The sequence below is a fragment of the Demequina activiva genome (assembly GCF_016862815.1).
GTDB classification, from domain to species: domain Bacteria; phylum Actinomycetota; class Actinomycetes; order Actinomycetales; family Demequinaceae; genus Demequina; species Demequina activiva.
Window position 1 is genome coordinate 47,032 of the sequence record NZ_BONR01000001.1, and the last position, 26,476, is coordinate 73,507.

28 protein-coding genes and 1 pseudogene are annotated in these 26,476 nt (G+C 71.6%); 16 read left to right on the forward strand and 13 right to left on the reverse strand.

Annotation, left to right across the window (positions count from 1 at the left end; translation table 11 throughout):
• The first annotated feature begins 55 nt into the window (after positions 1-55).
• The 5 genes from Dac01nite_RS00230 (at position 56) to Dac01nite_RS00250 (ending at position 4,016) form a co-directional block, all read left to right on the forward strand.
• Positions 56-937 (forward strand): methyltransferase domain-containing protein, encoded by an 882-nt coding sequence (locus tag Dac01nite_RS00230; protein ID WP_203652778.1) that lies wholly within the window; start codon positions 56-58, stop codon positions 935-937.
• A complete protein-coding gene (locus Dac01nite_RS00235; protein ID WP_203652779.1) occupies positions 934-1,539 on the forward strand; it encodes a hypothetical protein in 606 nt (201 codons plus the stop codon). The genes Dac01nite_RS00230 and Dac01nite_RS00235 overlap by 4 nt, the downstream gene beginning before the upstream one ends.
• Positions 1,540-1,680: 141 nt before the next feature.
• Positions 1,681-3,195 carry an MFS transporter gene (locus Dac01nite_RS00240; RefSeq protein ID WP_203652780.1) on the forward strand — a complete coding sequence of 505 codons (1,515 nt, stop codon included), beginning with the start codon at positions 1,681-1,683 and terminating at the stop codon, positions 3,193-3,195.
• Positions 3,196-3,298: 103 nt separating this feature from the next.
• Positions 3,299-3,616 (forward strand): TM2 domain-containing protein, encoded by a 318-nt coding sequence (locus tag Dac01nite_RS00245; RefSeq protein WP_203652781.1) that lies wholly within the window; start codon positions 3,299-3,301, stop codon positions 3,614-3,616.
• A 28-nt stretch (positions 3,617-3,644) separates the two neighbouring features.
• Complete coding sequence (locus Dac01nite_RS00250; RefSeq protein ID WP_203652782.1) at positions 3,645-4,016, forward strand: DUF1304 domain-containing protein; 372 nt, start codon at positions 3,645-3,647, stop codon at positions 4,014-4,016.
• On the opposite strand, the gene Dac01nite_RS00255 is transcribed toward Dac01nite_RS00250, so the two are convergent.
• The 6 genes from Dac01nite_RS00255 to Dac01nite_RS00280 all read right to left on the reverse strand — a co-directional run bounded on the left by Dac01nite_RS00255 (position 4,013) and on the right by Dac01nite_RS00280 (position 8,388).
• A complete protein-coding gene (locus tag Dac01nite_RS00255) occupies positions 4,013-4,609 on the reverse strand; it encodes a helix-turn-helix domain-containing protein (RefSeq protein ID WP_203652783.1) in 597 nt (198 codons plus the stop codon). The two genes, Dac01nite_RS00250 and Dac01nite_RS00255, sit on opposite strands and share 4 nt — an antisense overlap.
• Before the next feature lie 56 nt (positions 4,610-4,665).
• A complete protein-coding gene (locus Dac01nite_RS00260) occupies positions 4,666-5,421 on the reverse strand; it encodes an SDR family oxidoreductase (RefSeq protein ID WP_203652784.1) in 756 nt (251 codons plus the stop codon).
• Positions 5,422-5,459: 38 nt separating this feature from the next.
• The gene (locus tag Dac01nite_RS00265) at positions 5,460-5,840 is read right to left on the reverse strand and encodes a hypothetical protein (protein ID WP_203652785.1); all 381 of its coding nucleotides are present in this window, start codon (positions 5,838-5,840) and stop codon (positions 5,460-5,462) included.
• 31 nt (positions 5,841-5,871) lie between these two features.
• Entirely contained in the window at positions 5,872-6,342 is a 471-nt protein-coding gene (locus tag Dac01nite_RS00270) for a methyltransferase family protein (protein WP_203652786.1), read from the reverse strand.
• An 85-nt stretch (positions 6,343-6,427) separates the two neighbouring features.
• Positions 6,428-7,546 carry a 1-acyl-sn-glycerol-3-phosphate acyltransferase gene (locus tag Dac01nite_RS00275; RefSeq protein WP_239066431.1) on the reverse strand — a complete coding sequence of 373 codons (1,119 nt, stop codon included), beginning with the start codon at positions 7,544-7,546 and terminating at the stop codon, positions 6,428-6,430.
• Entirely contained in the window at positions 7,543-8,388 is an 846-nt protein-coding gene (locus Dac01nite_RS00280) for a patatin-like phospholipase family protein (protein ID WP_203652787.1), read from the reverse strand. The genes Dac01nite_RS00275 and Dac01nite_RS00280 overlap by 4 nt, the downstream gene beginning before the upstream one ends.
• Before the next feature lie 100 nt (positions 8,389-8,488).
• Here Dac01nite_RS00280 and Dac01nite_RS00285 point away from each other — a divergent pair, with 100 nt between their 5' ends.
• The 5 genes from Dac01nite_RS00285 to Dac01nite_RS00305 all read left to right on the forward strand — a co-directional run bounded on the left by Dac01nite_RS00285 (position 8,489) and on the right by Dac01nite_RS00305 (position 12,385).
• Positions 8,489-10,192, forward strand: a complete 1,704-nt coding sequence (locus tag Dac01nite_RS00285; protein ID WP_203652788.1) for a cytochrome c biogenesis protein DipZ — start codon at positions 8,489-8,491, stop codon at positions 10,190-10,192.
• Between the two features lie 116 nt (positions 10,193-10,308).
• Entirely contained in the window at positions 10,309-10,458 is a 150-nt protein-coding gene (locus tag Dac01nite_RS00290) for a hypothetical protein (RefSeq protein WP_203652789.1), read from the forward strand.
• Positions 10,459-10,610: 152 nt separating this feature from the next.
• Positions 10,611-10,874 carry a hypothetical protein gene (locus Dac01nite_RS00295; RefSeq protein ID WP_203652790.1) on the forward strand — a complete coding sequence of 88 codons (264 nt, stop codon included), beginning with the start codon at positions 10,611-10,613 and terminating at the stop codon, positions 10,872-10,874.
• A gap of 18 nt (positions 10,875-10,892) precedes the next feature.
• A complete protein-coding gene (locus Dac01nite_RS00300) occupies positions 10,893-11,552 on the forward strand; it encodes a sigma-70 family RNA polymerase sigma factor (RefSeq protein ID WP_239066432.1) in 660 nt (219 codons plus the stop codon).
• The gene (locus Dac01nite_RS00305) at positions 11,549-12,385 is read left to right on the forward strand and encodes an anti-sigma factor (protein ID WP_203652791.1); all 837 of its coding nucleotides are present in this window, start codon (positions 11,549-11,551) and stop codon (positions 12,383-12,385) included. Before Dac01nite_RS00300 ends, Dac01nite_RS00305 begins: the two co-directional genes overlap by 4 nt.
• Here Dac01nite_RS00305 and Dac01nite_RS00310 read toward each other — a convergent pair.
• Complete coding sequence (locus Dac01nite_RS00310) at positions 12,382-14,706, reverse strand: hypothetical protein (RefSeq protein WP_203652792.1); 2,325 nt, start codon at positions 14,704-14,706, stop codon at positions 12,382-12,384. The two genes, Dac01nite_RS00305 and Dac01nite_RS00310, sit on opposite strands and share 4 nt — an antisense overlap.
• An 89-nt stretch (positions 14,707-14,795) precedes the next feature.
• Between Dac01nite_RS00310 and Dac01nite_RS00315 the strand changes: the two genes are divergently transcribed.
• Both Dac01nite_RS00315 and glsA read left to right on the forward strand, forming a co-directional pair.
• Entirely contained in the window at positions 14,796-15,395 is a 600-nt protein-coding gene (locus tag Dac01nite_RS00315; RefSeq protein WP_203652793.1) for a dienelactone hydrolase family protein, read from the forward strand.
• Positions 15,396-15,421: 26 nt separating this feature from the next.
• The gene (gene glsA, locus Dac01nite_RS00320; RefSeq protein ID WP_203652794.1) at positions 15,422-17,218 is read left to right on the forward strand and encodes a glutaminase A; all 1,797 of its coding nucleotides are present in this window, start codon (positions 15,422-15,424) and stop codon (positions 17,216-17,218) included.
• Positions 17,219-17,269: 51 nt separating this feature from the next.
• On the opposite strand, the gene Dac01nite_RS00325 is transcribed toward glsA, so the two are convergent.
• The 3 genes from Dac01nite_RS00325 to Dac01nite_RS00335 all read right to left on the reverse strand — a co-directional run bounded on the left by Dac01nite_RS00325 (position 17,270) and on the right by Dac01nite_RS00335 (position 18,764).
• The gene (locus Dac01nite_RS00325) at positions 17,270-17,773 is read right to left on the reverse strand and encodes an aminoacyl-tRNA deacylase (RefSeq protein WP_203652795.1); all 504 of its coding nucleotides are present in this window, start codon (positions 17,771-17,773) and stop codon (positions 17,270-17,272) included.
• Positions 17,770-18,231, reverse strand: a complete 462-nt coding sequence (locus tag Dac01nite_RS00330; protein WP_203652796.1) for a hypothetical protein — start codon at positions 18,229-18,231, stop codon at positions 17,770-17,772. The genes Dac01nite_RS00325 and Dac01nite_RS00330 overlap by 4 nt, the downstream gene beginning before the upstream one ends.
• A 68-nt stretch (positions 18,232-18,299) precedes the next feature.
• Positions 18,300-18,764: a hypothetical protein gene (locus Dac01nite_RS00335; protein WP_203652797.1), complete on the reverse strand. Its 465-nt coding sequence runs from the start codon at positions 18,762-18,764 to the stop codon at positions 18,300-18,302.
• A 267-nt stretch (positions 18,765-19,031) separates the two neighbouring features.
• Here Dac01nite_RS00335 and Dac01nite_RS00340 point away from each other — a divergent pair, with 267 nt between their 5' ends.
• Positions 19,032-20,342 carry an MFS transporter gene (locus Dac01nite_RS00340; protein ID WP_203652798.1) on the forward strand — a complete coding sequence of 437 codons (1,311 nt, stop codon included), beginning with the start codon at positions 19,032-19,034 and terminating at the stop codon, positions 20,340-20,342.
• A gap of 20 nt (positions 20,343-20,362) precedes the next feature.
• Here the strand turns inward: Dac01nite_RS00340 and Dac01nite_RS00345 are convergent, their stop codons facing one another.
• Positions 20,363-21,028, reverse strand: a complete 666-nt coding sequence (locus Dac01nite_RS00345) for a DUF6226 family protein (RefSeq protein WP_203652799.1) — start codon at positions 21,026-21,028, stop codon at positions 20,363-20,365.
• A 49-nt stretch (positions 21,029-21,077) separates the two neighbouring features.
• Between Dac01nite_RS00345 and Dac01nite_RS00350 the strand changes: the two genes are divergently transcribed.
• Both Dac01nite_RS00350 and Dac01nite_RS00355 read left to right on the forward strand, forming a co-directional pair.
• A complete protein-coding gene (locus Dac01nite_RS00350; protein WP_203652800.1) occupies positions 21,078-21,266 on the forward strand; it encodes a hypothetical protein in 189 nt (62 codons plus the stop codon).
• A 92-nt stretch (positions 21,267-21,358) separates the two neighbouring features.
• Positions 21,359-21,694 carry a hypothetical protein gene (locus Dac01nite_RS00355; RefSeq protein WP_203652801.1) on the forward strand — a complete coding sequence of 112 codons (336 nt, stop codon included), beginning with the start codon at positions 21,359-21,361 and terminating at the stop codon, positions 21,692-21,694.
• A gap of 34 nt (positions 21,695-21,728) precedes the next feature.
• On the opposite strand, the gene Dac01nite_RS12010 is transcribed toward Dac01nite_RS00355, so the two are convergent.
• Both Dac01nite_RS12010 and Dac01nite_RS12015 read right to left on the reverse strand, forming a co-directional pair.
• A complete protein-coding gene (locus Dac01nite_RS12010; RefSeq protein ID WP_239066433.1) occupies positions 21,729-23,072 on the reverse strand; it encodes a DUF2130 domain-containing protein in 1,344 nt (447 codons plus the stop codon).
• A gap of 319 nt (positions 23,073-23,391) precedes the next feature.
• A pseudogene (locus Dac01nite_RS12015) lies at positions 23,392-24,654 on the reverse strand (HNH endonuclease signature motif containing protein); the annotation flags it as partial.
• 135 nt (positions 24,655-24,789) lie between these two features.
• Here Dac01nite_RS12015 and Dac01nite_RS00365 point away from each other — a divergent pair.
• Entirely contained in the window at positions 24,790-26,415 is a 1,626-nt protein-coding gene (locus tag Dac01nite_RS00365; RefSeq protein ID WP_203652803.1) for a hypothetical protein, read from the forward strand.
• Positions 26,416-26,476 lie beyond the last annotated feature (61 nt).

Consider the following 26,476-nt stretch of genomic DNA (forward strand, 5'->3'; position numbering starts at 1 on the left):
GAACACCGGGGCCGTGGCGTTTATTCAGCCAGCGACGCAACAAGGAGGCGCGACGGTGGAGACGTCGACCGATCTGCTCGAGGTGCTGGACGTGCTGTGGGACAGCGCGCCCGACTCGGGCGAGCGCGTCCCGGTGCGCAAGGCCGATGCTCGCGCCCGGCTCAGCGACCGCGGCCAGGACCGCGCCGCGCGACTGGTGGACGCCATCCCCGCACGCGGCGACGGCACGCTCGACACCCAAGCCGTCGACGACATCTTCCTGGCGGTCCATCTCGAGCTCGGGCGCCTGAGCGAGTTCGTGCACGTGCCGCAGGCCATGGCGTCCTCGCTGGCGCCCATCGTCGAGCGGCTGCGCGAGGAGACCACGGGGACCATCCGCGTGGTGGACGTGGGCTGCGGCCTGGGCTTCGACACCCGGGTGCTCGCTCACACGCGCGCGCTGGGCCCGGACGTCGAGTTCGTGGGCCTGGACTTCAACGGCCTGCTGGTGGATGCCGCCGCTCGGCTGGCGCGCGCGGAGAGCATCCCGGTGCGCTTCGTGCACGGGGACGCCCTGGACCCGGGCAACGCGATCGAGGACCCGGCGCGCACCCTCATGATCTCCTCGGGGGTGCTGCACCACATCGGCGCCTCAGCGCTGCCGGCGTTCTTCGCCCGGCACGCGGAGCTGAGCGTGGCCGGCTTCGCGCACTTCGACCCTGCGCCGGGGTTCTGGACCCGTGCGGGCGCCTGGATGCTGCACAGCACGCGGATGCGCGAGCCGGTGTCCCGGTACGACGGCGCGATGTCCATGCGGCGTGCGTTGCCGGCGTCCACGCTCCTGCCGTTGGCGCGGGCAGGCGTGGGCGAGGCCTACGAGCTCACCTGTGAGGATCCTTCGCGGCTGGTGCCGCAGCCGGACCGGATCGTGCGACCCATCGTGGGGAGGCGGCGATGAACGACCTCGTGGACGCGATCGCCTCGTGGCCCATCTGGGAGCTGGCGTGGACGGAGTGGGCGGTGCTGGTGGCGCTGCTCGTGGTGGTGCTCCAGCACGGCGGCACCGCCGGGATCCACGCGGCCATGGGACGCGACGGCATGATCGACCACCGGCGCGCCGAGCTCCTGGGGGCGATCCGCGGCACCGCGACGCTCGTCGCCCTCATGGGCCCGGTGTTCGTCATCTGGGCGTTCGATGCGCTGTCGAGCCCCGAACGCATGGAGCTCTACGTGACGGCCAACTGGGCGATCATCGCCGTCTACGGCCCCATCACGGTGGTGGCGCTGGCGAGCTTCGTGCTCGCGCGCACCACGCCGTGGCAGGTGCGGTCCAACCTCAACTCGGTGGTGATCGGCACGCTCGAGCTGCTGCGTCCGTGGATGGCAGCGGCGGGGATGATCGCGGGCATCGCGATCACCCGCGACGTGGTGGTCGCGGCGATCGGCACCATCGCCGTGATCGCCGGGATCCTGGTACCCGCGATCACGCGACGCTGGTGGTACCGGCACCCGGTGCGCCTGACGGACCTGGGCGAGCCGGCATCCGCCGAGCGCGCCTGACGCCCGCGCCGCACCCCAGGAACAAAGCGCGCCAGCCCTCCGTTGGCCCCAGTGGCGTCCGATCCGCGGGATCGCGCCGGGCACGTCGTCGTGCAGTCCCCTGACAACGAACCCGCAGCCCCGCGGAGAGGAGCATCACCCTTGAGCGACAGCGCTCGCACCGTCGAGATCGACGTGCGCCCAGTGCAGCGCGCCAGCGAGCAGGCGCACTCCGGTGCGGATGACGACGCACCCGAGCGCACGTATCGCGAGTCGGACCCCACCACGCTGTCGATCCCGCTCGTGACGGGCGCGCAGGCCGTGGTGCTCGAGGAGCCCGTCGCGGCGACGCGGACCATCGAGTCGCTCATGATCTCCTCGCGGCGCGCCAAGCTCGCACTGCTGACGCTGGCGGTCTCCGCCTTCGCCTTCGGCGCCAACGAGGCGTCGGTGGTCGCGATGAGCAGCGACATCGCGACCGGCCTGGGCGTGCCCGTCGCATCGGTGGGCCTGCTCGCGACCGCGTTCGCGCTCACCGTGGTGATCGCCGCGATCCCGCTCACGCTCGTGACGCGCCGGTGGAGCCGGCGCGCGTCCGTGACGGGCGCGATCGCCCTGTGGAGCGCGGGCGTCCTGGTGGCCGCCAACGCGGACACCCTCGCGATGCTCACCACCGGCCGCGTGGTGTCGGCGGGCGCTCACGCGCTGTTCTGGGCGATCGTCGCGCCCACCGCGGCCAGCCTGTTCGCGCCGCACCTGCGAGCACGCACGGTCACCGCGATCATGCTGGGCGCGTCCGCCGCGGGTGTGCTCGGCACCCCGCTGGTCTCCTTCGCCGGCACCTCGCTCGGTTGGCAGGTGCCCTACTGGGCGCTGGGTGGCCTGGGCGTGCTGCTCGTGGGCGCCTCCGCCGCGACCATGCCGGCGGCCCGCGGCACGGCGGCCGCCAGGTCCACGGTGGGCGATCTTCCCTCCGGGCGGGCGTTCGCCCGCGTCCTGGTGGTGACGTTCCTCGCGACCGTGGGCATGTCCGCGACGTGGACGTACATCGTGCCGTTCTACACCGGCGTCGCCGGCCTCCCCTCGCAGATGCTGCCGGCCCTGTTCGCGCTCGGCGGCACCCTCGCCGTCGCCACCACGCTCGCGGTGGGACGCTTCCTCACCCGATACGCCGTGCGCACCGTGCTCGTGGGGACGGCGATGCTCGCCGCCGCCTGGGGTCTCCTCGCGCTCGGGCAGGGCTGGTCCGCCATCGCCGCGCAGGCCATCCAGGCCGCCGGCTGGGCCGTCCTCGTGTCCGCCCTGCTCAACTGGGCGATGCGCCACACGCCGTGGCGCACCGAGATGGGCGCTGGCGCGTACACCGTGACCATGAATGGTGGCGCCGCCCTGGGGCCGCTGCTGGGAGCGGCCGTGGTCGCGACGGCCGGCACCGGCGCACTGCCCCTGCTGTCGCTCGCGCTCACGCTCATCGCGGCTGGCGTGGCCGCCGGCGTGGACCGCCGCACCCTCACGCTGCTGGAGCTGCCGCGCAAGGTGCGCACCCGCATCGCGGCCCGGCCTGCTCGACCCCTGCGGGAGAGCGGCCTGGAGCCTGCGCGTCGCCCCGCCAAGCCGATCGACGCCGCCGTGCTGCGCCGGCACCGCGCCGAGTGGCGCCGGCGGACGGGACTGTAGACGCGCATCGGCCGTCCCCGCCCATCACCTGGCGGGACTCAGAGTCATAACGTTTCGCGCGCGCCTCTGGTGACGCGCCCTGGCCGTCGCTAGAGTGCGTCCCATGACCTTCGACACTGGCAACGCCGCCTACCGTGACAGCGCCACCACCGGCGCCCCCAAGTACGTCCTGACCGCCTACCTGCTCGCGATCTTCTTCGGGGTCCTGGGCTTCCACCGCGCCTACCTGCGCAAGTACAAGGACATGGCGATCTTCTTCCTCGCAGCGCTGCTGGGCGTGCTGCTGCTGATCCCGACGGATCCCGGCTTCCTGCGCATCCTGGGCTACGTGGCCATCGCGGGCGTGGTGGTGGCGTGGGTGATCGACCTCTTCCGGATGCCCGCACTGGTCGCGGAGGCCAACGCGTCCGCCAAGGCCTGAGGCAGCGGACCTCACCGCGGCGGACCGCATGATCACCGCAGCCGCCGTCCTCGTGATGCTGGCGGGGCTCGCCCACGTGGGCTTCTTCGTGGCCGAGTCCCTGCTGTTCCGCCGCCCTGCCGTGCACCGGCTGTTCGGCGCCCGTGACGCCGAGACCGCGCGCATCCAGGCCCCCGTGTTCGTGAACCTGGGGTTCTACAACCTGTTCCTGGGACTGGGCGCGATCACGGGCGCAGCGATGCTGCTGGCATCCGGCGCGATGGCGCTGGCGCTGTTCGCATCGCTGTTCATGGTGGGCGCCGCCGCGGTGCTCGTCGCGACCTCGCGCCGCCTGTGGCGCGGAGCGCTCGTCCAGGGCCTGCTGCCCGCCGTCGCGGTGATCCTGCTGCTGGCGGCCTAGTCCGTCGCGTCGTCGGAGTCCGCGGGCTCGTCGCCCTCGAGCTCCTCCTCGTCCTCGCCAGAGACCGTGTGGTCCGGGATCGCGGCGATCATGAGCGCCCACAGCTGCGCGTCCGGCGGCTGGTCCCGGTGGTGGTACTTCGCATAGGTGGCGGCGAAGTCCTGCGCCAGCTGCTCGCGCTCGTCCGCCGTGATCCACAGCGACTCGTGCCGCAGCGCGTAGCGATCATCGCGCCACGTCTCGTTCGCGAGTGCGAGGTGCCGGGCGGCGGTGCTGACGATCACGTCCGCGAAGGACTGCACGGTGCCCAGGAACTCCTCCTCGCTGCCCGCGGTGAAGGTCTTCGACGTCACGTTCGCGCCGCCGGGCACCATCCGGTAGGTGCGCTCCATCGCGCCACCGCGGCGGACCTCCTTGGCGACCTCGATGAGCTCCGCCTCGTGCAGCTGCGCGATGGCGCGGTAGAGCGACGCCTGCGGCACATCGGTCAGCAGGGTGCCGATCTGGCGAGTGGTGAGATCGCGCGCGCTCAGCGCGATGACGACACGCATGCGCACCGGGTGCAGCAGCAGACGTGCACGATCATTGGACATGGAGGTGATTCTAGGTCGATCACCGCAGGTGATCGGGCACATTCACCCGATTTGGGTCAGTTCGGGGCGGTCGCGCGGCGCACCGTCTTGGTGGCGCTGCCCTGCTCCCGAGGGCGAATGACCAGCCTGTCCACGTTCACATGGTGGGGCCTTGTGACGGACCACCCGATCGCATCCGCGATGTCCTCCGCCACGAGCGGCTCGATGCCGGCGTAGACCGCATCCGCGCTGGCCTGATCGCCCGCGAACCTCGTCAACGAGAACTCGTCGGTGCGCACCATCCCAGGCGCGATCTCGATCACCCTGACGCCCTGGCCCGTCATCTCCAGGCGCAGCGTGCGCACCATGGCGGACTCGGCGTGCTTGGCGGCCACGTAGCCCGCACCGTTCTCGTAGGGCTCGATCCCGGCCGTCGACGTCACGACCACGATGTCCCCCGAGCCGGAGGCTCTTAGCGCGGGGATCAACGCCTGCGTCACCCGGACGGTGCCCACCACGTTCACCTCGTACTGCCGCGACCATGCCTCCAGCGAGGACTCGGCCACGTGCTCCCAGCCGATCGCTCCGCCCGCGTTGTTCACGAGCACGTGCACCGGCTGCGCCATCTCGCTCGCCAGGCGCTCGACGTCCGCGTCGCTCGTGATGTCCGCCACGACCACGTCGCAGCCCGTCTCCTCCGCGAGCGCCGCGAGACGGTCCGCCCGCCTCGCCACCGCGGTCACCCGCATGCCGTGCTCACGCACGAGCGTTCGAACGGTCGCGGCGCCGATCCCGGACGATGCTCCGGTCACCACGGCATGTCTGCGCTCCATGCGGACAGACTATTCGCTCCGCGACAGGGCACCGCGCGTCAGAGCTTGCGCTCCCCCAGCCCCAGCTCCATGTGCCTCTGCCACCAGTGGGGCCGCGGCTGCAGCAACGGATCGGGATCGTACGAGCGCCGCACGCCGTCGAGCATCACCGCCGTGTCCGCGAGGTCCAGGATGGTGTCGGGGTCCCGGATGGCGACCGCTGGTGGGGAGCTCAGCGCCTCGAGGCCAAAGTCGTGGATCACGTCGTGCGCGACCACGTGCGCCTGCGCCCGCACGGAGCTGGCGCCGATGACGGGCGTCGTGACGATCACCCGCCACTGATCCCCGGCGCGGTGCACGCGATGGCCGGCGCTCTCCAGACGCGCCACCGCCTCGGTCGGCACCGGGCCCACCTCGATGGCGATCTGCATGCGCTCCACAGCCACATTGTCACTCTGCGAGGCGGGATTGTCAGCCCTTGCGACGGCCGATGCCGGGCAGGAACCGGCCCGTGCGGGCGGCGTAGGCGTCGTAGCCGTTGTACACGCGCCGCAGGTACCGCTCCTCCATGCGCGCCTTGAAGCCGAAGAACACCGCGAGCACCACCACGGAGACGTAGCACAGCAGCGCGCCCGAGCCGACGGCCACCCCCAGGCAGATCACCACCAGCGCGGTGTACATGGGGTGGCGGGCATACCGGTACAGGCCGCTGGCGGCCAGGCCCGCCTCGTTGGGCACGGGGGACGGCGTGAGCGAGCGTCCCAGGTTGCGGCCGGAGGCGATCACGCCTGCGGATCCCACGAGCACCAGCGCGAGCGCCAGCCACAGCGAGGTGAACAGGGCCGGCCCCACGTCGCGCAGGAACGCGGTCACCGCGACCGTGAGGAACAGCACGCCCTGCACCGCCACCATCGCCCAGGCGCGCACCGCGTTCGCATTCATGACCCACAGGCTACGCGCCGGCGCCGCTGTCCACGGCGCCCACGGCAGCGCGCACGGCGGCGCCGATGCGCGAGGCGGTGCCGCGCTAGCGTCGCCTGGCCACCTGGACCGCCTGCGCATCGGCCGGCTCCGGCTGATGCTCGTCGATCCACGCGTCCACCCGCTCCCACCAGCCGTAGAGCCAGGCCTCGCGCTCGTCGCGCCCCTCGGGGATCTCGTCGGCGTCCGCGAGCCAGCCCTTGATGGTGATCCTCTTGTCCACGGGGAGCTCGCGCCAGATGTCCCGCACCGTGGACAGCCGCTCGAGGCCGGTGTGCGCGAGCATCACCACGGCGGCGTCGGGGCACGCCTCCATCGCCGCCAGCACCCCGCCGGCGTGCGGTGGCATCACGTGCGGCATGGCCTCGGCGCGCTCGGCGAGCTCGTGGTGACCCCTGCGACGCAGCTCGTCGATGCGGCGCTCGCGGCGCTTGGGCGTGGCATTGCCGCCCTCCGGGAAGATCAGCAGCGCGTCGTTCTCGTCCAGCCCGGCGGCGAGCTCACCCACCGACGCCGAGCCGCCCGGCGCACCGGGCTTGCGACGCCGGCGGGAGGACACGAAGCGGGTGGGCAGTCGGTTGAGCAGCACGTCCACAGCCGGGTCCCACTGGAGCGTGTCCTTGAGCACGATCGCAGGCTCGCGGTCGAACCGGTTGATGAGCGACTCCACGATGATGAACGAATCCCCCGGCCCTGCGTGACGCGACACCACGATGATGGGCCGGCCGGGAGCCATGGCGTCCAGGTCCGCGTCCTCGACGTCGATCTCGAGCCGCAGGATGCGCCGCGCCCACCGGAACAGCGAGCCGAGCATGACGCCGGCCAGGCGGTAGTGCTCGCGCTCGAAGCGAGGCGAGCGGATCCTCCAGCCGAATCCCGACGCGACCCACAGCCCGAACATCCACATCAGCGCCAGCGCGTCCCACATCAGGTACAGGCCGGCCATGAAGAGCACGCGGAGGATCCGCACGCGTCCCGGCAGCGCCCAGGACACCACGCCGGCGATCACGATGGCGAGCCACAGTGCGGTGGGGGTCCAGAAGAACGCGAGCAGCACGATCAGGGGCGCGAGCACCACGCGGCGCACCCACACGGGCGGCAGGCCCCAGGAGATCCGGCGCCGGCGCCGGCGCTCGCGCACCTCCTCGGGGCTGGCGCCGCTCATGCGTCGCTCCCCGTGCGGCCGGTGCGGGCCCCGCCCAGGTATGCCATCGACGCCTCGTACGCCGCCTGGATGCGCGCGTGCGTCAGGTCCATGCGGCGGTACGAGCTGAGCTTCGAGTCGCCGGGCTGCTTGCCGCCGTACGGGAGGATGTGGACGTCCACGTGGTCGGGGACGGCGGCCAGGTCCCGCGCGAAGCGGTGGCGGCGGGCGATCTCGAAGGCCACGCGTCCCACCTCCGATGGCTTGGCGGGAACCTCGAGAGGCTCCTCGATGCGACCCACCTGCAGCACGTAGACCTCCGTCGCGCCGCGGTCGATCGCCTCGCCCAGCGGGATGGAGTTGACCACGCCGCCGTCGATGAAGTGCTCGTCGCCGATGCGCGTGGGAGGCAGGGCCGCCGGCACGGAGGCACTGGCGATGACCGCGTCCACGATCGGACCCGAGTCGAACCAATGCTCGGCGGCGCGCTCGATGCTCGCCGCGCACACCGCCAGCGGCACGGCGAGGTCCTCGAAGCGGGCGCCGGCACCCAGGATCTCGTCGATCAGCTCGCGCAGCGGGGCGGGGTCGTTGAGGTGGGTCCTGGACCTCGCGAGCCGGCGCAGCTGGCGCGGCCAGGACTCGCCGTAGATGACCGATGCGGTGGGCGAGGCCCAGGCGCGCTCGAGCGTGTCGACCACGCGGATGGACGGATCGCTGGCGATCGCGGCGCCGTTGATCGCGCCGATGCTCGTGCCCACCACCAGGTCTGGCGTCACCCCGGTCTCGAACAGGGCTCGCAGCATCCCCACCTCGACGGCGCCGCGGACGCCGCCACCTCCCAGCACGAACGCCACTGTCATGGCACCAGGCTAGTGGCGCCGCCCTCGCGGGGCGGGGCGCGCATCGGCCGTCCTGGGAGAGCGGACCCAACCCTGGGGCCCTCCGCGCCGAACACTCACCATGATCACCCTCGCCATCGTGGGCCTCGTGTCCGGCATCATCACGGCCATCAGCCCCTGCGTCCTGCCGGTGCTGCCGGCGATCCTGACCAGCTCGATCCAGGACGGCGCCACGTCGCGGCGGCGTCCCATCGTGGTGGTGGCGGGACTCGTCACCAGCTTCGCGTTCTTCACGCTCCTGGGCGGGCTGCTGCTGAGCTCGCTGGGCCTGCCGGACGATCTGCTGCGCTGGGCGGGCATCGTGATCCTCGCGATCGTGGGACTGGGGCTGGCGATCCCGCCGCTGGGCGAGCTCCTGCAGCGGCCGTTCGAGCGCATCCGCCCGCTCAAGATGGACAGGGACGGCAACGGCTACGTGATGGGCCTCGCGCTGGGACTGGTGTTCGTGCCGTGCGCCGGACCCATCCTCGCGTCCATCACGGTGCTCGCGGCGACCAACGGCATCAGCTGGGGTCTCGTGGCGCTCACGGTGTCGTTCAGCCTGGGCATCGCGGTGCCGCTGCTCGCGTTCGGACTCGCGGGTCAGGCCATGGGAAGCCGCATCAAGGCGGTGCGCACACGCCTCCAGGGCATCCGGATCGCGTCCGGCGTGATCCTCATCGCGACCGCGGTGGTGGTGGCGACCAACGTTGCGGAGCCGCTCCAGCGCTGGGTGCCGTCGACCCTGGCGAGCATCCAGGAGACCATCGAGGACAACGACAGCGTGCGCGACGAGCTCGACGTGCTCACCGGGCGGGAGGAGGCCCAGCCCGCCTCGGGAGACGCGCTCACGTTCGACCAGTGCGAGGAGGGGCCGCCGGACCAGCTGCAGAACTGTGGCCCTGCGCGTGACCTGCCCGGGATCCAGGAGTGGCTCAACACGCCTGAGGGCCAGGCCCTCGACATCGACGAGCTCACCGCGGACGGCGGGGTGGTCCTGATCGACTTCTGGACCTACTCGTGCATCAACTGCCAGCGCACGTTCCCCTACCTGACCGCATGGGACGAGCGCTACCGCGACGACGGCCTGACGATCATCGGCGTCCACTCCCCCGAGTTCGCGTTCGAGAAGGTCGTGGGCAATGTCGAGGACGCGACCGAGCGGTACGACATCGAGTACCCGGTGGCGATCGACAACGACTTCGAGACCTGGCGCGAGTGGGACCAGCGGTTCTGGCCCGCGCACTACCTCATCGACCAGGAGGGCGTGGTGCGCCAGGTGCACTACGGCGAGGGCCGCTACGAGGAGACGGAGATGCTCATCCAGCAGCTGCTCGACGCCGCCCCGCAGGCCGCCGTGGAGGCGGACACCGGCGGGCACACGCAGGGCCGCACGCCGGAGACCTACCTGGGCTACGGCCGCGTCGCCTACGCCGCCAACCTCGACGACATCCGCACCAACACGCCCATCCAGTACTTCTACGACCAGGAGCTTCCCCGCGACCAGTTCGCCTACCAGGGCGAGTGGACCGTCAACGAGGAGCATGCGCTGGCCGGCGAGGAGGCGCGGCTCGAGCTGTACTTCTACGCCGCGGACGTGCACCTCGTGATGGCGGGCGAGGGCGAGGTCAGGGTGACGCTGCTCAACGACCCCGAGTACGAGCGCGTGGTCGAGGTGGACGGCACCAGCGACCTCTACGACCTGTTCGTGGGAGAGCCCACGCAGGACATCATGATCCTCGAGTTCACGCCGGGCATCGAGGCGTATGCCTTCACGTTCGGGTAAAGAGGCTTGACGGAGATTTTGCCCGTCTCGCCAGGCAGAACCGGACAAACCGTGCGTTCATGGACATGACGGGTCACGGTGGCCCGTCTCTGTTCACTACCTCAGGAGGAATCCACATGGATCTTCGCAAGGCAGCAGCAGGTTCTGCGGCCGTCATCCTGGGCGGGGTGCTCCTCGCCGGGTGCGGCGACTCCGCCGCTGATGACGGCGACGACATGGACTCGACCATGGAGCCCACCATGGAGTCCACGATGGACGCCGGCTAGGCGTTCCTTCCCTCACCACCGAACAAGGGCGGTCGACTGAGCGGGTCGGCCGCCCTCACTCATGCCCGGGCCCGACCCATCCGCGCCCGCCATGGTCCCGAACCACTCGTGACGGGCTCGACCGGGCTCGTCCCACGAATCTGGGAGGAATCATGCCGAAGCTGCGCACCCTGGCCGTCCCGGCCGTCATCCTGTTGTCCGGAACGCTGCTCGCCGGCTGCGGCGACGACACCGAGCCCGCCTCCGACACCTCCGACGAGATGATGGAGGAGACCATGGAGCCCACCGAGGACGCCATGATGGAGGAGGACTCCATGGAGGACGAGGACGCCATGGAGGAGGACTCCATGGAAGAGGAGGACTCCATGGAGGACGACTCGATGGAGGATGAGGACGCCATGGAGGACGAGAGCTGACCGGCCGATACTGACTGCATGAGCCCGAGCGACGACGAGGAGGACCGCATGAGCGCCGAACGCCACCTGCGCGCGGTTCCCGACGCGCGCTCGGGCGATGCGGTCGCCGGCGCTGAGCCAGGGCCCGCCCCGGACCTCACCGACCTGCTGGAGCGGACCGCGCGCGGCGATGGCGGCGCATACGAGCAGCTCTACGGGCTCGTCGCCGGGTCCGTGTTCGGCCTCGCACTGCGCATCGTCCGCGATCGCGACATGGCCGAGGACATCGCCCAGGAGGCGCTGGTCGAGGTGTGGCACCGCGCCGCGCGCTTCGACGCGGGCCTGGGCAGCGCGCGCTCGTGGATCCTCACGATCGCGCACCGCCGGGCCGTGGACCGGGTGCGCTCGGAGCAGGCCCACACCACCCGCATGCACACCCATGGCGTGCGCGAGGAGGCGGCCCCCGCGGAGCAGGACTCGGTGGTCGACACGCTGTATCAGGAGTGGGAGGCCAGTCGCGTGCGCGCCGGCATGCAGGCCCTCACGGAACGCCAGCGCGAGGCGCTCGAGCTGTGCTACTTCAAGGGCTTCACCCACCGTGAGGCCGCCCAGGCGCTGGACGTGCCGCTGGGCACCGCGAAGGCCCGCATCCGCGATGGCCTGATCAAGCTGCGAGACGCGATGGGAGCAGAGCGATGACCGACTCGATCCACTCCCTGGTGCCCGCGTACGCCGTCGACGCGCTCGAGCCCGACGAGCGCGCCATGGTGGAGCGTCACCTGCGCGAGTGCACGGACTGCCGCGAGGACCTGGCCGCGTTCCGCGCCGCGACCGCGGCGCTGGCCGACGCCGAGGCCGCCGCTCCCCCGCTGTCGCTGCGCTCCCGCGTGATGGCCGAGGTGGCGCGCACGTCTCAGCTCACGCCGGACGCCGCTGAGGCGCCCAGCACCGATCCCATTCGCGTCGCCGCCACGTTCGACTCCCCCGGCGGCGCCGGCCACGAGGAGGGCTCGAGCGCTGCCGCGGCCGCGCACGCGAGGGACGACGACCTCGCCGGTCGCCGTGACCGCCGCGGCGTGCGCCGCTGGATGCCTGCCCTGGCGGGAGCGGCCGCGACGGTGGCCGTGGCCGCCGTGGGTCTGGGCATGGCTGGAGCGTTCTCCGCGGACGATGCCGCGACCGAGGTCGCGCTCGAGAAGGACGTGATGATGGTGACGTCCGCCCCTGACGCGACCAGCATGGACGTGGACCTCGGCAATGGGCACCTCGTGAAGTCCGACCGCATGGACGCGTTCGTCCTCATGGGCGCCGCCGCTCCGATGCCGGACAAGGGCACCGAGTATCAGCTGTGGCTGATCATGGAGGACGGCAGCAAGGTGGCCGGCCCCACGTTCATGCCCGAGGACGACGGCGAGTACATGACCGTGATGCACGGCGACATGGACGGCGTCGTGGCCGTCGCCGTCACGTGCGAGCCCCCGGGCGGGTCCGACGAGCCCACCACCGAGGCGGTCTCCGAGGTGATCCTCTAGCGGCCTGTCGCCCGGCGCCACCACTGACGCGGGCGGCTTCCCGGCGCGCCCTTGGCATCCGTGCCGCGCGACCGTGCAGGCGCGCGCATGCCCCGCTGGCTCTCGCCGCTGAGCTCGTTGAGCGCCGCCTGATACTCCGGGCTGTAGTGGTAGGACGAGTGCGTGAGCACGTGCGCGACGCCCCGCGGCGGCACGTGACCCACGAGCCGGCTCGAGCCGCCGATCGCGCCGATGGGGTGGCCGAGCGGATCGGTCTCGCGGTACAGCTGGATCCACCGTCCGGGGTTGGCGGCGTCGAGCGAGGCGAGGCGGTCGTCGTCGAACAGGTGCGGGAACAGCTGCTGGTAGTGCGCGGCGAGCAGGTTGCCATAGCTGAGGAACCGCAGCGAGGCGCCTGGGACCTCGGCGTTGGCGAGCACGCGCCGCATCACGGGGAAGCCGAGCACCGCGCCCTGGCTGTGGCAGCTGAGGACGATGGTGTGGCTGGGGTGGTCCTCATGGAGGTGGCGCAGCCGCGTCTCGAGCGCCGGGATCGCGGTCTCGCTGTAGGGCGGCGGCGCCCACGGGTGGTAGAGCCGTGGCCAGAAGTTGGTGAGGTCCCACAGCACGCCCACGCCGCGGCGCGACTCGCGGTTGCCGGACGCGGAGAACACGAAGTACAGCACCGCGATCGCCGGCAGGAACAGCGCCGCCACCACAGCGACCAGCGTGAACGAGGTGGCGGCCACCCACGGATGGTCCACCCCCGCCGTGCCGCCCAGCTCCGTGTCGAGGCGGGCCCACGCAAGCACGTCGATGCGGCCGCGCTCCAGCAGCCAGGCGAGTCCCACCAGCGCCGCGACCGCGACGGCGACGCCCGCCAGCGCGAGCGGGCGGCCGCGACAGATCCGCACCACCAGGTACGCCACGAACAGCCAGCCGAAGGCACCCAGCACCAGCCGTGGCTCCGTGAGGAGCTGGCCGACGCGCTGCGCCCACCCGACGTCTGGGAGCCCCATCCGCAGCAGCTCCGCGGCGACCAGCAGCAGGGCCGCGGCGAGCAGGCCCAGGCCCGCGCGGCGCAGCTCGACCGGGGCGTGCGCGACGGCGGCCCGGATGCGACGCGCGGAGTCGACGCCCCGCTCGCCGCCGGGTGCGAGCGGCCGCACCTGGCCGACGATCCGGCCGGCGGTCCACAGCACCGCGCACGTGAGCACCACTGCCGAGTAGTCGATGAAGTGGAACATCCTCTCCGGCTCGGGGTCCGTCACGAACGCCTGGGGCGAGCGGTCCGAGGCGAGCGCGAGCATGCCGTAGGACAGCGCCCCGAAGGCCGAGTACGACATGAAGAACCCGAGCGTCGCGAAGGCTGGGGAGAACCCGGCAGCCTCGCGCACCGGCATGCGCGTCTCCGCCAGCAGCGCGACCGCGAGCAGCGTGGCCGCCGCTGCGGCGAGGACGAAGTGCGTGACGGTCAGCCCGTCGGCGGCCGCGAGAGCGCTGTCGCGCAGGCCGGCGGCGATCATGGCCACCACCACGGACAGCGCGCCCAGCGCTGCGGACGCGGCGCCCGTCCAGCGCGAGCGGTCCGGCCCCGTGTCCTCGGTCGCGAGCACCGCAAGGATGCCCAGCGACGCCGCCACCACGGCGAGGGCCAGCGGCGCGATGCCCCACGCATCGGCGGTCGCGAGGTTCCCCGTGACCACCCAGCCCAGCGCGGCGACGGCGGCGAGGCCCACGCCGAGGTGCGCGAGCCCCAGCGAGCGCAGCGACTTCGCGCGGCCCCAGGGGTCGTCGTGCTCGTCGCGATCGTCGGGGGCGCCGCCCAGCTTCGCCAGCAGGTGCAGACCCAACGGCGCCAACGCTGCCAGACCTACCACGGCGACGCCGCGGCCCGAGGCGAGAGGCGCATCGGCCGTCATCGCCCCCAGCACGGAGGCGGCGGCCTGCACCGCGATCGCCGAGAGCAGCACGGTCGCCACGACCGTCACCAGCCGGATCGCCGCATCGCGCCACGCCTGCGCGGCGCCCTCGCGGGTCTGGATCGAGTGGGTGGGCTTCATCCATCCGGCCACGTTCACCAGCGCGAGCGGCGCGAGGAACAGCCACAGGGCCGTGAGGCGCCGACGCGAGGTGAGGCCGCCCCAGCTGAACGCCTCCGCGATGCCGCCGGTGTGGCCCGCGTCATGCGAGCGGTAGAAGCCAGCGTCCGCGTCGCCCTCCACGCGAACGGGGAACGCGCCCAGGAGCACCTGCGGAGGCGTGCCGGAGACACCGTGCACCCGCAGCTCGATGGTGCGGTCCGGAACCCGGGTCCGCACCAGCTCCTCGACCGGCTCCATGCTCGCGAACGTACACCCGGGCACCGACGGATGCGCTGGCGGCAGCCTTCCACCGTGCACGCAGGCCCCGGCCGTCGCACACTGGAGACATGGCGGAGATCCTGCTGTTCCATCATGCGCACGGCCTCACCGAGGGCCTGTGCTCGCTCGCGGACCGCCTCCGGGCCGAGGGTCACACGGTCCACACGCCGGACGTCTACGCCGGCCTCACCTTCCCCAGCCTCGACGACGGCATCGCTCATGCCGAGCGCATCGGCCACGACGCCGTCCTCGAGGTCGCGGCGCGCGCCGCACGCGAACATCGACGCGCGGACGTGGTGCTCGGCTTCTCGATGGGCACCGGGCCCGCGCAGCACCTCGCGCAGCACCTGCGGCGCGTGCGCGGCTGCCTGCTCATGGGCGGCGCGTCCACCACCGAGATGCACGGCTCGTCGTGGCGGCGCAACGTCGCGCTGCAGGTGCACGTCGCGGACCCGGACGACTGGTGCTCGGCGGACGAGGTGGGAGCGCTCGAGCGCGAGGTCCCGGAGGCGGAGATCTACCGCTACCGCGACAAGGGGCACATGTTCGTGGACCCCACGCTGCGCGACTACGACGCGGATGCCGCGGACCTCTTCGAGGACCGGCTCGACGACTGGCTCGCGAGGCTGGACGCCGGCCGTGCGGAGCCCTCGCGCGTCGCGCTGTGACGCACGCGGCGCGCTAGGGTCCACACATGCGAAGCCCCGTGCAGCGGTACCTGGAGCACATCGTCGAGCAGTGCGGGGATGCGGGCGGCGAGGTGGCCTCCTACATCCCCGAGCTGGCGGACGCGGATCCCGACCAGTTCGCCCTCGCGCTCGCCACGGTCGACGGCCACGTGTACACGGTGGGCGACCCCGAGGCGCGCTACTCGATCCAGTCGATCTCCAAGCCGTTCACCTATGCGCTCGCGCTGCAGGACCGGGGCATCGCGGCGGTGGACGAGTCCATCGACGTGGAGCCCTCCGGTGACGCGTTCAACGAGATCAGCCTCGCCTCCGACACGGGCCGTCCGCGCAACCCCATGATCAACGCGGGCGCGATCACCGCGGCGTCGCTGGTCGAGGGAGAGACGGCACCCGAGCGCTTCGAGCGCGTGCTCGACTGGTACGGCCAGTTCGCGGGGCGCGAGCTCGAGATCGACGAGTCCGTGTACCGGTCGGAGCTGGTCACCGCGCACCGCAATCGTGCGATCGCGCACATGCTGCGCGAGTTCGAGGTTCTCACCGGCGACCCCGAGGACACCCTCGACCAGTACGTGCGCCAGTGCTCCGTGAGCATCGACACCAGGGATCTGGCGCTGATGGCCGCCACGCTGGCCAACGGTGGCGTGCAGCCCCGGACGGGAGCGCGCGTGCTCGAGCCCCGCAACGTCGAGCGGGTGCTGAGCGTGATGGCGACGTGCGGCATGTACGACTCCGCCGGTGACTGGATCTCCGCGGTGGGGATGCCTGCCAAGAGCGGGGTGAGCGGCGGCATCATCGCGGTGCTGCCGGGGCAGGTGGGCCTGGCCGTGTTCTCCCCGCGCCTGGACGCTCATGGCAACAGCACGCGCGGGGTCACGGTGTGCGAGCGCATGTCCGAGGACATGGAGATGCACCTCATGCACGTGGGGCGCGCGTCGAGCACCACGGTGCGGGCCACCTACCCGGTCTCCCGAGTGTCCTCGCGCCGCCGGCTGCGCGAGGCGGATCAGGCGGTGCTCGACGAGCACGGCACGCGATCCATCGTCTACGAGCTGCACGGCGACCTGCTCTTCTCCGGCGCCGAGCACGTGGTCCGAGCCGTGGTCGAGGACGCGCCCGAGCTCGCGATCTTCGACCTGCGACGCGTGGACGACGTCGCTCAGGTCGCTCGGGTGACGCTGCAGGGACTGCGGAGCATGCTGCGCGAGGATGGCGGCGAGGTGGTGGTCGTGGACCCGGACGGCGTGCTGCCCGACCCCGATGCCGGCACGGACGCCGCGAGCCCCGTGTTCGAGGACCTCGACGCGGCCGTGCGGTGGTCCGAGGACGAGGTGCTGCGCCGTCACGGCGTCGAGCCGCCGTCCGAGCAGGTGCTGGTCGACGAGCACCCGCTGCTGCGCGACCTGTCCGCGGGCGCGCGCGAGGTGATCGACGCCCAGATGGAGACGCTCGAGTTCGCCGCGGACGAGGTGGTGCTCGAGGCCGGCGGCGCCTTCGCGGGCGTCCATCTGATCGTGTCCGGCCGGGCGAAGGCGACGGTCGAGGGACCGGACGGGGAGCCCATCAGGCTCGTCACGATGGATCCGGGGACGTCCTTCGGCGAGCTCGCGCTCGGCACCGACGACGTGCAGGAGACGTGCATCCGGGCCGTGACCGACCTCGCGGTGCTGCGACTGAGCGCCGCGTCGATCGACGCCATCACCGCCGACCACCCCGAGGTCGCCCTCGAGATGTGGCGAGCGATGACCCGGGACGGCTACCGCGTGGCCGACCGCGCGCTGCGCGCGGGCACCACGTTGGGCTAGACGGCCGATGCGATCGCCACGGGGGACGTGAGCGCGCGAGCTCAGGCCGGCTCAGGTGGGCTCGGTCACGTCCGCGACGGTCGCGTCGAGCTCCTCGACCAGCTGGGCGGGATGCACCGTCGCTGCCGCGCCGTGCGCGCCTGCACCGATCGAGACGGGACCCTCGCGGGAGACGATGAGCGCATCGGCGATCACGGGCCATGGCTGCCCCGCCGGCGAGGGCAGGGAGCCGAACGGCGTGATGGTGCCGCGCTCGTATCCGGTCACGTCCTTGGCGACGTCCTTGTCCGGCATGGACAGCCGCGACACTCCCAGGTGCTCCCGGAGCTTGGGCCAGGAGATCTGGCGGTCGCCGGGGACCAGGACGAACAGGTAGTCGTCCTCGCCGCGTCGCACGACGAGGGTCTTGAGGATCTGGCGCGGGTCGAGCCCGCGCGCGGCCGCTGCCTCCTCGAGGGATCGCACCGGTCCGTGCACGGTCACCTCGTGGTCGATGCCCGATGCTTCGAGCGCCCGGATCGCGGGCGTGTCGGGCGCCTCCGGCTGGTCGCTCACAGGTAGGCGCCTGGGGCCTCGTCCGCGCCGCCGGGGCGCGAGAAGCGGTTGCGGCCCAGGGCGCGCAGCGCGGCGACCATCCACTCGCAGATCATCTCGTCGAACTCGCCCTGGACCCCGGAGAAGGACACGATGAGCCCCTCGCGAATGATGGCACCGGGATACTTGATGTCGCCCTCGCGGTACAGGTGCGGGAAGTCCTGGCGCACCCGCGAGGAGTCCATGCCGGTGCGGAGGGTGACGGCGACCTTGCCCTCGACGTTCGTGAGGAACTGGGGGTCGGGCTCCCCCACGTGTGCGGTGAAGAGGGGGGCCTGGGGGTCCGGGTTGACGGGGTCGAGCACGATGAGCGTGCCGACGTGTCCGTTGGTCACGCCTTCGTCGGCCGCCTTGCGGATCGCGGGCTGGATGATCGACCAGGCCGTCTCGCACATCTCGGGTGTCAGGCCTGGGAACATCGCTCTCTCCGCTCGCTCGTTTGCTTTCCGCACGCTACCAGCGCGCGGCGTCCACGCGAAGGCGGACGTCAGCCCACGGGCTGGAGCATCTCCGGCACGCCGGCTGCGAAGCCGAACGGCGATCCGGCATCGCTCACGGAGGGCGTGAGGTCGACCGCCATGTACGGCGCGACGGTCGCGGCGTACCAGGAGGCGAAGGTCTCCCCTGCGATGCCGATAGCGCCGCTCGAGATGACCAGGTACATACCCACCACGAGGGCGACGGCCAGCGCCGTCCGCATCACCGTGGAGGTGGCGATGAGGCCGATGCGCGCCTGCGCCGCGTGCCGGGCGCGCACCTCCGCGGACGGTGCGGCCTGTGGCGCGGTGGGGGCGATCGGCTGGAGGTTCCGTCCTCCGAACGCGATCGAATCGGTGAACGCGCCAAAGCGGTTCTGTCGTGCAGCGGAGACCGCAGCCTTGCCATGCGAGATGCGGGTGCGCTCTCGCGAAGGCGGTGCCAGCGTCGCCACAGAGGGGTGAGCGACCGTCACAGTTCCTCCCAGGGGTGTCGGGACGTGAGTGCCATCTCACTCGTAACTTAACCCGGGTCGCGGGTATTCCGCTCGCCGGGATGCACAACCGTGATGTACCTGCGATGCCCAGGCGCCGCGCCTGCGCCATCACGCCCGGATCGCCGCCGCCCAGCAGCACGCCGTCCCGTGGACAGCGGCCCCGCCGGGACGGAGGTCTGCCATCGCACGTTCGGCCAGGTGGGACACTGGTGCCACCTGTTGGAACCTCTCGAGCAAGGCACCCCTGTGACCCACTCAGAAGACGATGTCCGCGCGCCCGAGGACGTCCCCGTCTACCCCACGTCGACCGCTGCCGCGGCCGGAGAGGTGGGATGGGTTCCGTCCGAGGCGCCCGTCTCGACTCCGGTGTCCCCGCGCCGCGCGAACGCCGCCCTCGTCGCCCTTGGCGCATCGGCCTTCATCGTGGTGACCAACGAGATCGCGCCGCTGGGCCTCATCAACCGCATGGCGACGGATCTCGACGTGTCGCCGTCGACGATCGGCTACCTGACCACGGTGTTCGCGATCGTCGTGATGGTGTCCACCGTGCCGCTGACGCTGCTGACCACGCGACTTCCGCGCCGCGCCCTCATCAGCGCGACCATGGCGTTCTGGACGGTGGGCGTGGTCGTGGTCGCGACCGCCGGGTCCTTCGCGCAGCTGATGGGCGGGCGCGTCATCACGGCCATGGGACATGCCCTGTTCTGGGCGATCGTGACGCCGGCGGCCGCGGGGATGTTCGCGCCTGAGGTGCGCGGGCGCTCAGTCTCGCGCCTCATGCTGGGGGCGTCGGGTGCTGGAGTGATCGGCCTGCCGGCGGCGACGTGGATCGCGCAGAGCGCCGACTGGCGCGTGCCGTTCGTCGCCCTGGGAGTCGCGGGGGTGGTCCTCGCGGTAGCGATCGCGATCCTCATGCCCAGCGCGGGGTCCGAGTCGAGCGCGGCGGCACGCGGCGACTTCCCGTCGCTGCGGCGCTTCCTGCGGGTGCTGACGGTCGCGCTGCTGACCACGGGGGCGATGTCGCTTACCTGGACCTACATCACGCCGTACTTCGTGGACGTGTCCGGCTTCGCGGAGAGCTCGGTGCCGGCGCTGCTCGCGCTGGGAGGGGCGGTGGGAGTGATCGCGATGTGGCTCGTGGGTCGCTTCCTGGATCGATGGCCGGTGCGCTCGGTCGCGGTGGGCCAGGGTCTGCTGGCGGCCATGTGGCTGGGGCTGGCGCTGCTGGGCGGGTTCAAGGCGGGCGCGATCGCGATGATCGTGCTGCAGGGCTTCGCGTGGTCGATCCTCGTGGCGGCGATGGTGAACTGGGCGATGCGGCACACGCCGTGGAAGTCGGACATCGGGGTGGGCGCCTACGCGTCCACGTTCAACGCTGGCAACGCCGTGGGCTCCGTGGTGGGCGCGTCCCTGCTCGCGTGGGTGGGTGCGCAGTGGCTTCCGGTGGCGTCGCTGGTGCTGACGCTCGCGGCGGCGGTGCTGGTGTGGCTCGTGGCGCCGGAGGCCTCGCGGGCCTTGGCACGGCGGCCGATGCGCGGGGCGCGTTCCGCGCGCTAGCCCGGGAGCGCGTACGGCCCTCAGTCGCGCGCAGTCGCGCGGCGAGGCCAGGGCTCGAAAGGCGGGTGGAGGGCCATCGCGGCGCGTGCCGCACGGCGCTCGGCGAGGCTGGCGCGCGACCACCCCTCAGACGAGCCCTCGGGGCCGGAGACGGTGGAGACCACTCCGCGTCGCTCGACGCCTTCTGACGCCGTTCCCGACGCGACTGCGAACGCGAGGTCCTCGAGGTCGCCGGCGAGCTCCTGCTCCGAGGGATCGCAGGCGTCGCAGCCGCAGTGCGGCGCCAGGGCCGCGAGGGTGGCGCCGGCGTACATGAAGACTCCGGGGTGGTCGGTCTCGATCACGGTGAGCGGGGCGCCATGTCCACGGGGGACGAGTCGCCGCACGGCTGCGGGCGCTCCTGGAGCGTGTGCTCGCACGCGCGGTTCGGGGCCGGGCACGCGACCCTCGCTCGGATCGACGCCGTCCTGTACCTCGACGTCGAAGGTGGCGGCGAGGTGATCGACGATCGCGCGCGCATGCGTCCACGCGATCTCGAAGCGGTCCGGGTGGGTGAGGCGACTGTAGGAGTCGTCCGGAGGGCTGCCCCCTCCCCAGAGCTCTCCGTACGGGATCACGGCGCCGGACTCGTCGCGGTACTCGGGGAACGCGACATCGGGCCTGGTGTACCCGGCACGCGCGTCCATGGACCCACTGTACGAGCGGCCGGCCGTCGCGGGCGCTAGGTTGTGCTCTATGCAGTTCAATCCCATGATCCCGGCGAGCTACGACGTGTGGTGGACCGTCACCATGCTCGTGTTCGCCGTGGGGATCATCATCGGGATCGTCGCGATCGCCCGTGCGCTGTGGCGTTCGCGCAAGCGCGACCGGGAGATCGAGCAGCTCAAGCGCGACATGCGAGATCTGCGCGAGCGCAACGACTAGCTCGCTGGCGCCGCGCCGGCGAGGGGGGAAGGGTGTTTCTCCTGTTCCAAGGATTCCTGAACTACGAGCGTGCCTGTCGATAGGCTGCTGCGGTGACGCCCCGCCGTAGCAAGGATCTGAGCCACGAGCAGATCGACAAGCGCATCTCGAAGTCTCGCCGGGCATCGCGCGCGTCTACCGTGGCCACAGTGTCGTGGCCGGCTGCCATCGTCGCGATCGCAGTGGTCACGTTCGCCGCGATCTTCGAGTGGACGCAGGTGATGGCTGCGGCGGCGCTGGTGCTGGTGTCCGCGGTGGTCGCGGTGGCCGTCGGGACGCTTGTCGCGGCGCGGACGGTGGGGATCGGCCGGTGGCGCGCCGTGAGGTTCGCGCTGTCCAGCGCTCGCCGCGCGCTGTGCAATGTCGCGGAGTTCGCCTCCGGCACCTGAGGGCCGAGACCGTCGCTCGCAGGAGGGCCCGGCGCTAGGACTCGTCGCCGCTCGCCCCTGCCTCGAGCTCCGCGAACTTGGCGGCCATGGTGGGATTGCCGCGCGTGAGCTTCTTGATGCTGAGGTCCTCCGCCTTGTCGTTCGCCAGGCGGAGGTTGTTCGCGGACTTGTAGAGCGCCTGCTTGGTCTTCTCGAGGTCCTTGATGGCCTCGTCGATGCGCTTGACCGCCTCGTCGAAGCCGTCGGATGCGAGACGCCAGTTGCGGCCGAACCGATCCTTGAAGTCCTCCAGCTCGCTCTCGAAGTTGGTGATGTCGATGTTCTGCGCGCGCACCAGGGCGAGCTCCTGCCGGTACTGCAGGGAGTTCTGGGCGGCGTTGCGCAGCAGCGTGATGATGGGGATGAAGAACTGGGGGCGCACCACGTACATCTTGGGATAGCGGTGCGAGACGTCCACGATGCCCGAGTTGTAGAGCTCGCTGTCCGGCTCGAGCAGCGTGACCAGCACGGCGTACTCGCAGCCCTTCTCGCGGCGGTCCTTGTCGAGCTCCTTGAAGAAGTCCTCGTTGCGGTGCTTGGTGGCCGTGGTGTCGGACTCGTTCTTCATCTCGAACATGATCGAGACGATCTCCGTGCCCTCCGGGTCGAGGTCCCGAAAGATGTAGTCGCCCTTGGAGCCGGACGATGCGTCGTTGTCCTTCTCGAAGTACGCGTTCTGGAAGGCGGTGGCGCGCAGGCGGTTGAACTCGTACTCGCAGTGCTGCTCGAGCGTCTCGCCCACCATCTTGGTGGACAGCCGAGCCTTCATGTCCTTGAGCCGCTCGATCGCATCGTCACGATCCTTGATCTGGATCTCGCGGGACTTGATCTCGCCCTCGTACTTCTCCTTGAGCGCGGACTCGGCGTGGGACTTCTCCAGCGACGACTTCTCCAGTGAGTGCTGGAGCTCTGCGATCTGCTTCTCCTGGGCGGCGACGGCCTGTTGGAGCTCGCTCTTGAGCCTGGCCTCGGCGAGCTCCGCCGCGGACTTGGAGCTCTCCTGCGCCTGCGCGAGCTGGTGCGCGAGGGCATCGCGCTCCTTCTCGATGGCCTTGAGCGCCTCCGCGACCGCGAGCTGCTGCTGCGCGCTGGTGGCGTCGAGCCTGGCCTTGAGGTCCTGGATCTCAGAGTCCTTGGCGGAGGCCGCCTTCTGAGCCTCTGCGTCGGCCTGCGACTTCGCGAGCTCGATCGCCGCCTTCTTCTCAGCGTCCGCCAGGTGGAGGCGCTTCTCGAGCTCCGCGTCGAACTCCTTGGTCCGCACCTGGTTCACGATGTCCGCGTAGCCGGCCTCGTCGACCGTGAACGCCTTGCCGCAGTGGGGGCAGGTGATCTCGTGCATGGATGGGGCCTCCTCGTCGCTCCCGAGTGTAGGTGTGACGCGCGAGGGCGCGAGCGAGGCACCGCTCGACCGGGGACGGATCGCGCCAGCGGCTACCGCCCGGACCGTGCTCGACAGGCTCCTCGACGACGTCCGCTGCTCCGACGGCGACGGGTTCGGGTGCGGTCATGGCGCATCGTTCCTGTGATGCCGACTCGCGGGGCGGGGGTGGTGGGAGGCTGTCGAAGAGCTTCCGTCCGCCGGGTCGCCGCCGCCGTTCGGGATCGATGGATGGTGGTGGGGTGAACCACACGTCGGTGGTGGTGGCGTCGATGATCCAGTGGTCGCGATGGATGTCGTGGTGGCATCTGACGCACAGCAGGACGCCGTTGTTCAGGTCCGATGGGCCGCCGTGGGACCAGGGAACGATGTGGTGGGCGTCGCACCAGCTGGGCGGCGCGCCACACATCGCGCAGCCGCCGTCGCGGTGGGCCAGGGCGAGCTTCTGGGCGGGGGTGAATCCGCGCTTGGCTCGTCCCTGATCCAGCACGATCGACGTGCCGCCCAACACCTGCGGGATCACCCCGGCCGCGGCGGCAGCGCGGCGCAGCGCACCGGCATCCAGACCGGCACCAAGCCCGTCGACACTGCCGCCCAGTCCGGTGCGCAAGTCCTCCAGCGAGCACCGCACGATCATCGTGACGCCCGTGTTGGGAAGGACGTCCACGTCGCAGGAGGCCAGGTGGCGGGCGAAGTCTCCCATCGCGTCCGCGCGGACCTGCTCGGGGGTGCGCTCATCCACCACCACCGCATGGCCGGCCCTCTGAGCATCCTGGGCCTGCTTGCGGATGCGGAAGTGCTGGCCCACCATCGCCTGCATCACCGCCACCAGCGGGGCACCGTTGTCGGGGTCGAGCTGTCCGCGCAACCAGATCATCCCGTCCGCACTCTCCCCGATGCGCAGGAACCGTCGCTGCCGACGCTCTTCGGCACGCTGCTGGCGATGCTCAGCATCGAGGCGTTCCTCGGTGCGCAGGATCAGGGCTGCCAGGCGTTCGATCCTCATGAACCGTGCCGCCTCCACCAGATCGCGCTCCGCTCGTGACAGAGCCCCGGGCTCGACCCGGTCGCTGATGCGGCGCAGCATCCGCAGGATCATCGACGCCGCCTCCGCACTCAGCCCACCAGCATTGACCGCTGCCGCCACCACAGGAAACACCGGACACTGCGGCTCTGCAGCGCCAGAGGGCTCTGTCGCTTGCTCCGCGTCCCGCAACGCCTCACCGACCTCGATCAGCCGTCCCGCCTCCGCGCTGGAGCCACCCGTCTGGGAGGCGACCATGCCCCGCTCATCCCCACCACCACGGCGCCGCGCCAATCCCACCTCACGGGCTTTGACGCGCGACCGTGCCGCCTGCTCGGCCGCGACCACCGCGAGCATCCGATCCACGTCCCGACGCACCGCCCCCACCGCGCCACCCATCGCGGCCAGATCATCATCCGACAGCGCCGCCACACCCGCATGCGTCAACGCGCGCCGCCCCACCAGAGCAGCGCGCACCGCGCCGTCCCAGTCGGCACTCGCATCAGCTGTCGTCGCCATGAATCCATCCCACCAGAGGGGTCTGACACGGACGCCGCGGCGGCCCCCGTCATCCACATCACGCCAGGTACCGATGCGATCTCGGTTTGGTCACAGTCCATGGTGCCGGCACCGCCGCGCCGCTACGTTCGCCTCATGACCACAGAGGACGGCCGCGGCGCTCGCCCCGCGACGCTGCGCTGGATCGCCCATCCCGCGAGCGTCGCGGGCATCGCCGTCCTGGTGCTCAACGATCACGTCCTCAAGGCCGAGTTCGGCTCCTGGTGGACGGGCAAGCTCTCCGACATCGCCGGCCTGATCTTCTTCCCCGCCCTGCTCGCCGCCGTCGCCTCTCTGGCCGTCCCGCGCGCCTCGGCGCGGCTGCTGATGCCCGCGGCGATCGCCGTCACCGGCATCGGCTTCACCGTGGTCAAGGCGACGGACATGGGCGCCGCCACCGCATCGGCCGTGCTCACGGCGATCACCTGGCCGTCCACGGTGCTGCGCGACCCCACCGACCTGGTCGCGCTCGCCGCGCTCGCGGTCGCCGCCTGGACGGCGCATGCGAGCCTCCGGGACGCGCAGGACACGCAGAACGCGCAGGACACGCAGGGTGCACGCACGGACGGCCACACGCGGTGGCGCGCGGCGGTGCTGGTCCCCATCGCGGTGCTCGCGAGCGTCGCGACATCCGCGCCCGAGCAGTCCGCCGTGACGGTCGTCGAGACGGTGGGCGATCAGGTGTGGGCGGGAGTGGGCTCGGCGGGCCCGGTCGACGTCCACCGCGAGGCCGGCTCCTTCTCAGGCGCCTGGTACACGCTGCAGCCCGATGGAACCTGGGAGGGATCCCGACAGGGTGACCCCGACCGCGAAGCGCTGCCGGAGCCCGAGGACGCACCGGCGGCAGGCACGCTCGTGCGCTGCTCGAGCGCGAATGGCGACCTCTGCTTCCGCCCCGCGGAGGGCGCCCAGGGCGTCGAGATGTCGAGCGACGGCGGCGCGACCTGGGACGAGGACTACCGCGTGTCCGATGCGGCTCTCGAGGACCTCGCGCAACGGCTGGAGGCGGGCGCGTCGGAGATCATGACCATCGCCGTCGCCGTGGTCGACTCGGAGGACGGCATGCAGGTCTACGCCGCGAACGGGGTGGATGGCCTCGCGGTGCGGGCGACGGACGGCACGTGGGAGCGCATCGGCCTGCCGGGATACGACGGCATCTCCGCGCCGCTGCCGCTGCTGGGCGAGCGCCCCGGCCACCCCACGTACCTGGTCCCGTTGGGGCTGGTGGTGCTGCTCGCGTTCGCGGGACCGGTGGTGTTCGCGCTCGCAGCCGTGTGGTCGCGACAGCGGCGGCTCGGCACGGGCGCCTGGCTCACCGCGCTCCTGCTCGCGGGCGGGGGCACCGTGATGGCCGTGGTCGCCGTGCGTGCCACCGCGACCTCCACCGGCGATGACGCCCCTCCGCCCGACGCCTACGTCCTCACCCCCCTGCCGGTCCTCGGGTTCGCGCTGATGGGCCTGACCACGTGCGCGGTGGCCGCGGTGATCGTCACCACCTCGTGCGTGCGGGTGCTGGGCTACGCGAGCGTCACGGGCATCGCGCTCGCGGGGGCCGCCGCCACCGTGGCGCAGGTGCTGGACTTCAGCGTCGCGCTGGCTCTGGCCTGTGCCGCGGCGGTCGCTCTGGCCGGGACCATCGCCGCCGCTCGCCTGGTGCCGCGACGGTGGCCGCGCGCGCTCGCGGAGCCCGAGCAGCGCCCGGCCGATGCGCCGGTGACCTAGCGCTCGAACCATCGCGTGCGTGCGGCCCCGGACCGCAACCCCGGGCCGCTACCTCGGGCAG

Bases quoted from the DNA above. Each gene is read 5' to 3' on its own strand.
- Dac01nite_RS00235 (WP_203652779.1), top strand. From the start codon at position 934: ATGAACGACCTCGTGGACGCGATCGCCTCGTGGCCCATCTGGGAGCTG.
- Dac01nite_RS00245 (WP_203652781.1), top strand. From the start codon at position 3,299: ATGACCTTCGACACTGGCAACGCCGCCTACCGTGACAGCGCCACCACC.
- Dac01nite_RS00250 (WP_203652782.1), top strand. From the start codon at position 3,645: ATGATCACCGCAGCCGCCGTCCTCGTGATGCTGGCGGGGCTCGCCCAC.
- Dac01nite_RS00255 (WP_203652783.1), bottom strand. From the start codon at position 4,609: ATGTCCAATGATCGTGCACGTCTGCTGCTGCACCCGGTGCGCATGCGT.
- Dac01nite_RS00260 (WP_203652784.1), bottom strand. From the start codon at position 5,421: ATGGAGCGCAGACATGCCGTGGTGACCGGAGCATCGTCCGGGATCGGC.
- Dac01nite_RS00270 (WP_203652786.1), bottom strand. From the start codon at position 6,342: ATGAATGCGAACGCGGTGCGCGCCTGGGCGATGGTGGCGGTGCAGGGC.
- Dac01nite_RS00275 (WP_239066431.1), bottom strand. From the start codon at position 7,546: ATGAGCGGCGCCAGCCCCGAGGAGGTGCGCGAGCGCCGGCGCCGGCGC.
- Dac01nite_RS00280 (WP_203652787.1), bottom strand. From the start codon at position 8,388: ATGACAGTGGCGTTCGTGCTGGGAGGTGGCGGCGTCCGCGGCGCCGTC.
- Dac01nite_RS00285 (WP_203652788.1), top strand. From the start codon at position 8,489: ATGATCACCCTCGCCATCGTGGGCCTCGTGTCCGGCATCATCACGGCC.
- Dac01nite_RS00290 (WP_203652789.1), top strand. From the start codon at position 10,309: ATGGATCTTCGCAAGGCAGCAGCAGGTTCTGCGGCCGTCATCCTGGGC.
- Dac01nite_RS00295 (WP_203652790.1), top strand. From the start codon at position 10,611: ATGCCGAAGCTGCGCACCCTGGCCGTCCCGGCCGTCATCCTGTTGTCC.
- Dac01nite_RS00300 (WP_239066432.1), top strand. From the start codon at position 10,893: ATGAGCCCGAGCGACGACGAGGAGGACCGCATGAGCGCCGAACGCCAC.
- Dac01nite_RS00305 (WP_203652791.1), top strand. From the start codon at position 11,549: ATGACCGACTCGATCCACTCCCTGGTGCCCGCGTACGCCGTCGACGCG.
- Dac01nite_RS00310 (WP_203652792.1), bottom strand. From the start codon at position 14,706: ATGGAGCCGGTCGAGGAGCTGGTGCGGACCCGGGTTCCGGACCGCACC.
- Dac01nite_RS00315 (WP_203652793.1), top strand. From the start codon at position 14,796: ATGGCGGAGATCCTGCTGTTCCATCATGCGCACGGCCTCACCGAGGGC.
- glsA (WP_203652794.1), top strand. From the start codon at position 15,422: ATGCGAAGCCCCGTGCAGCGGTACCTGGAGCACATCGTCGAGCAGTGC.
- Dac01nite_RS00330 (WP_203652796.1), bottom strand. From the start codon at position 18,231: ATGTTCCCAGGCCTGACACCCGAGATGTGCGAGACGGCCTGGTCGATC.
- Dac01nite_RS00345 (WP_203652799.1), bottom strand. From the start codon at position 21,028: ATGGACGCGCGTGCCGGGTACACCAGGCCCGATGTCGCGTTCCCCGAG.
- Dac01nite_RS00350 (WP_203652800.1), top strand. From the start codon at position 21,078: ATGCAGTTCAATCCCATGATCCCGGCGAGCTACGACGTGTGGTGGACC.
- Dac01nite_RS12010 (WP_239066433.1), bottom strand. From the start codon at position 23,072: ATGCACGAGATCACCTGCCCCCACTGCGGCAAGGCGTTCACGGTCGAC.
- Dac01nite_RS00365 (WP_203652803.1), top strand. From the start codon at position 24,790: ATGACCACAGAGGACGGCCGCGGCGCTCGCCCCGCGACGCTGCGCTGG.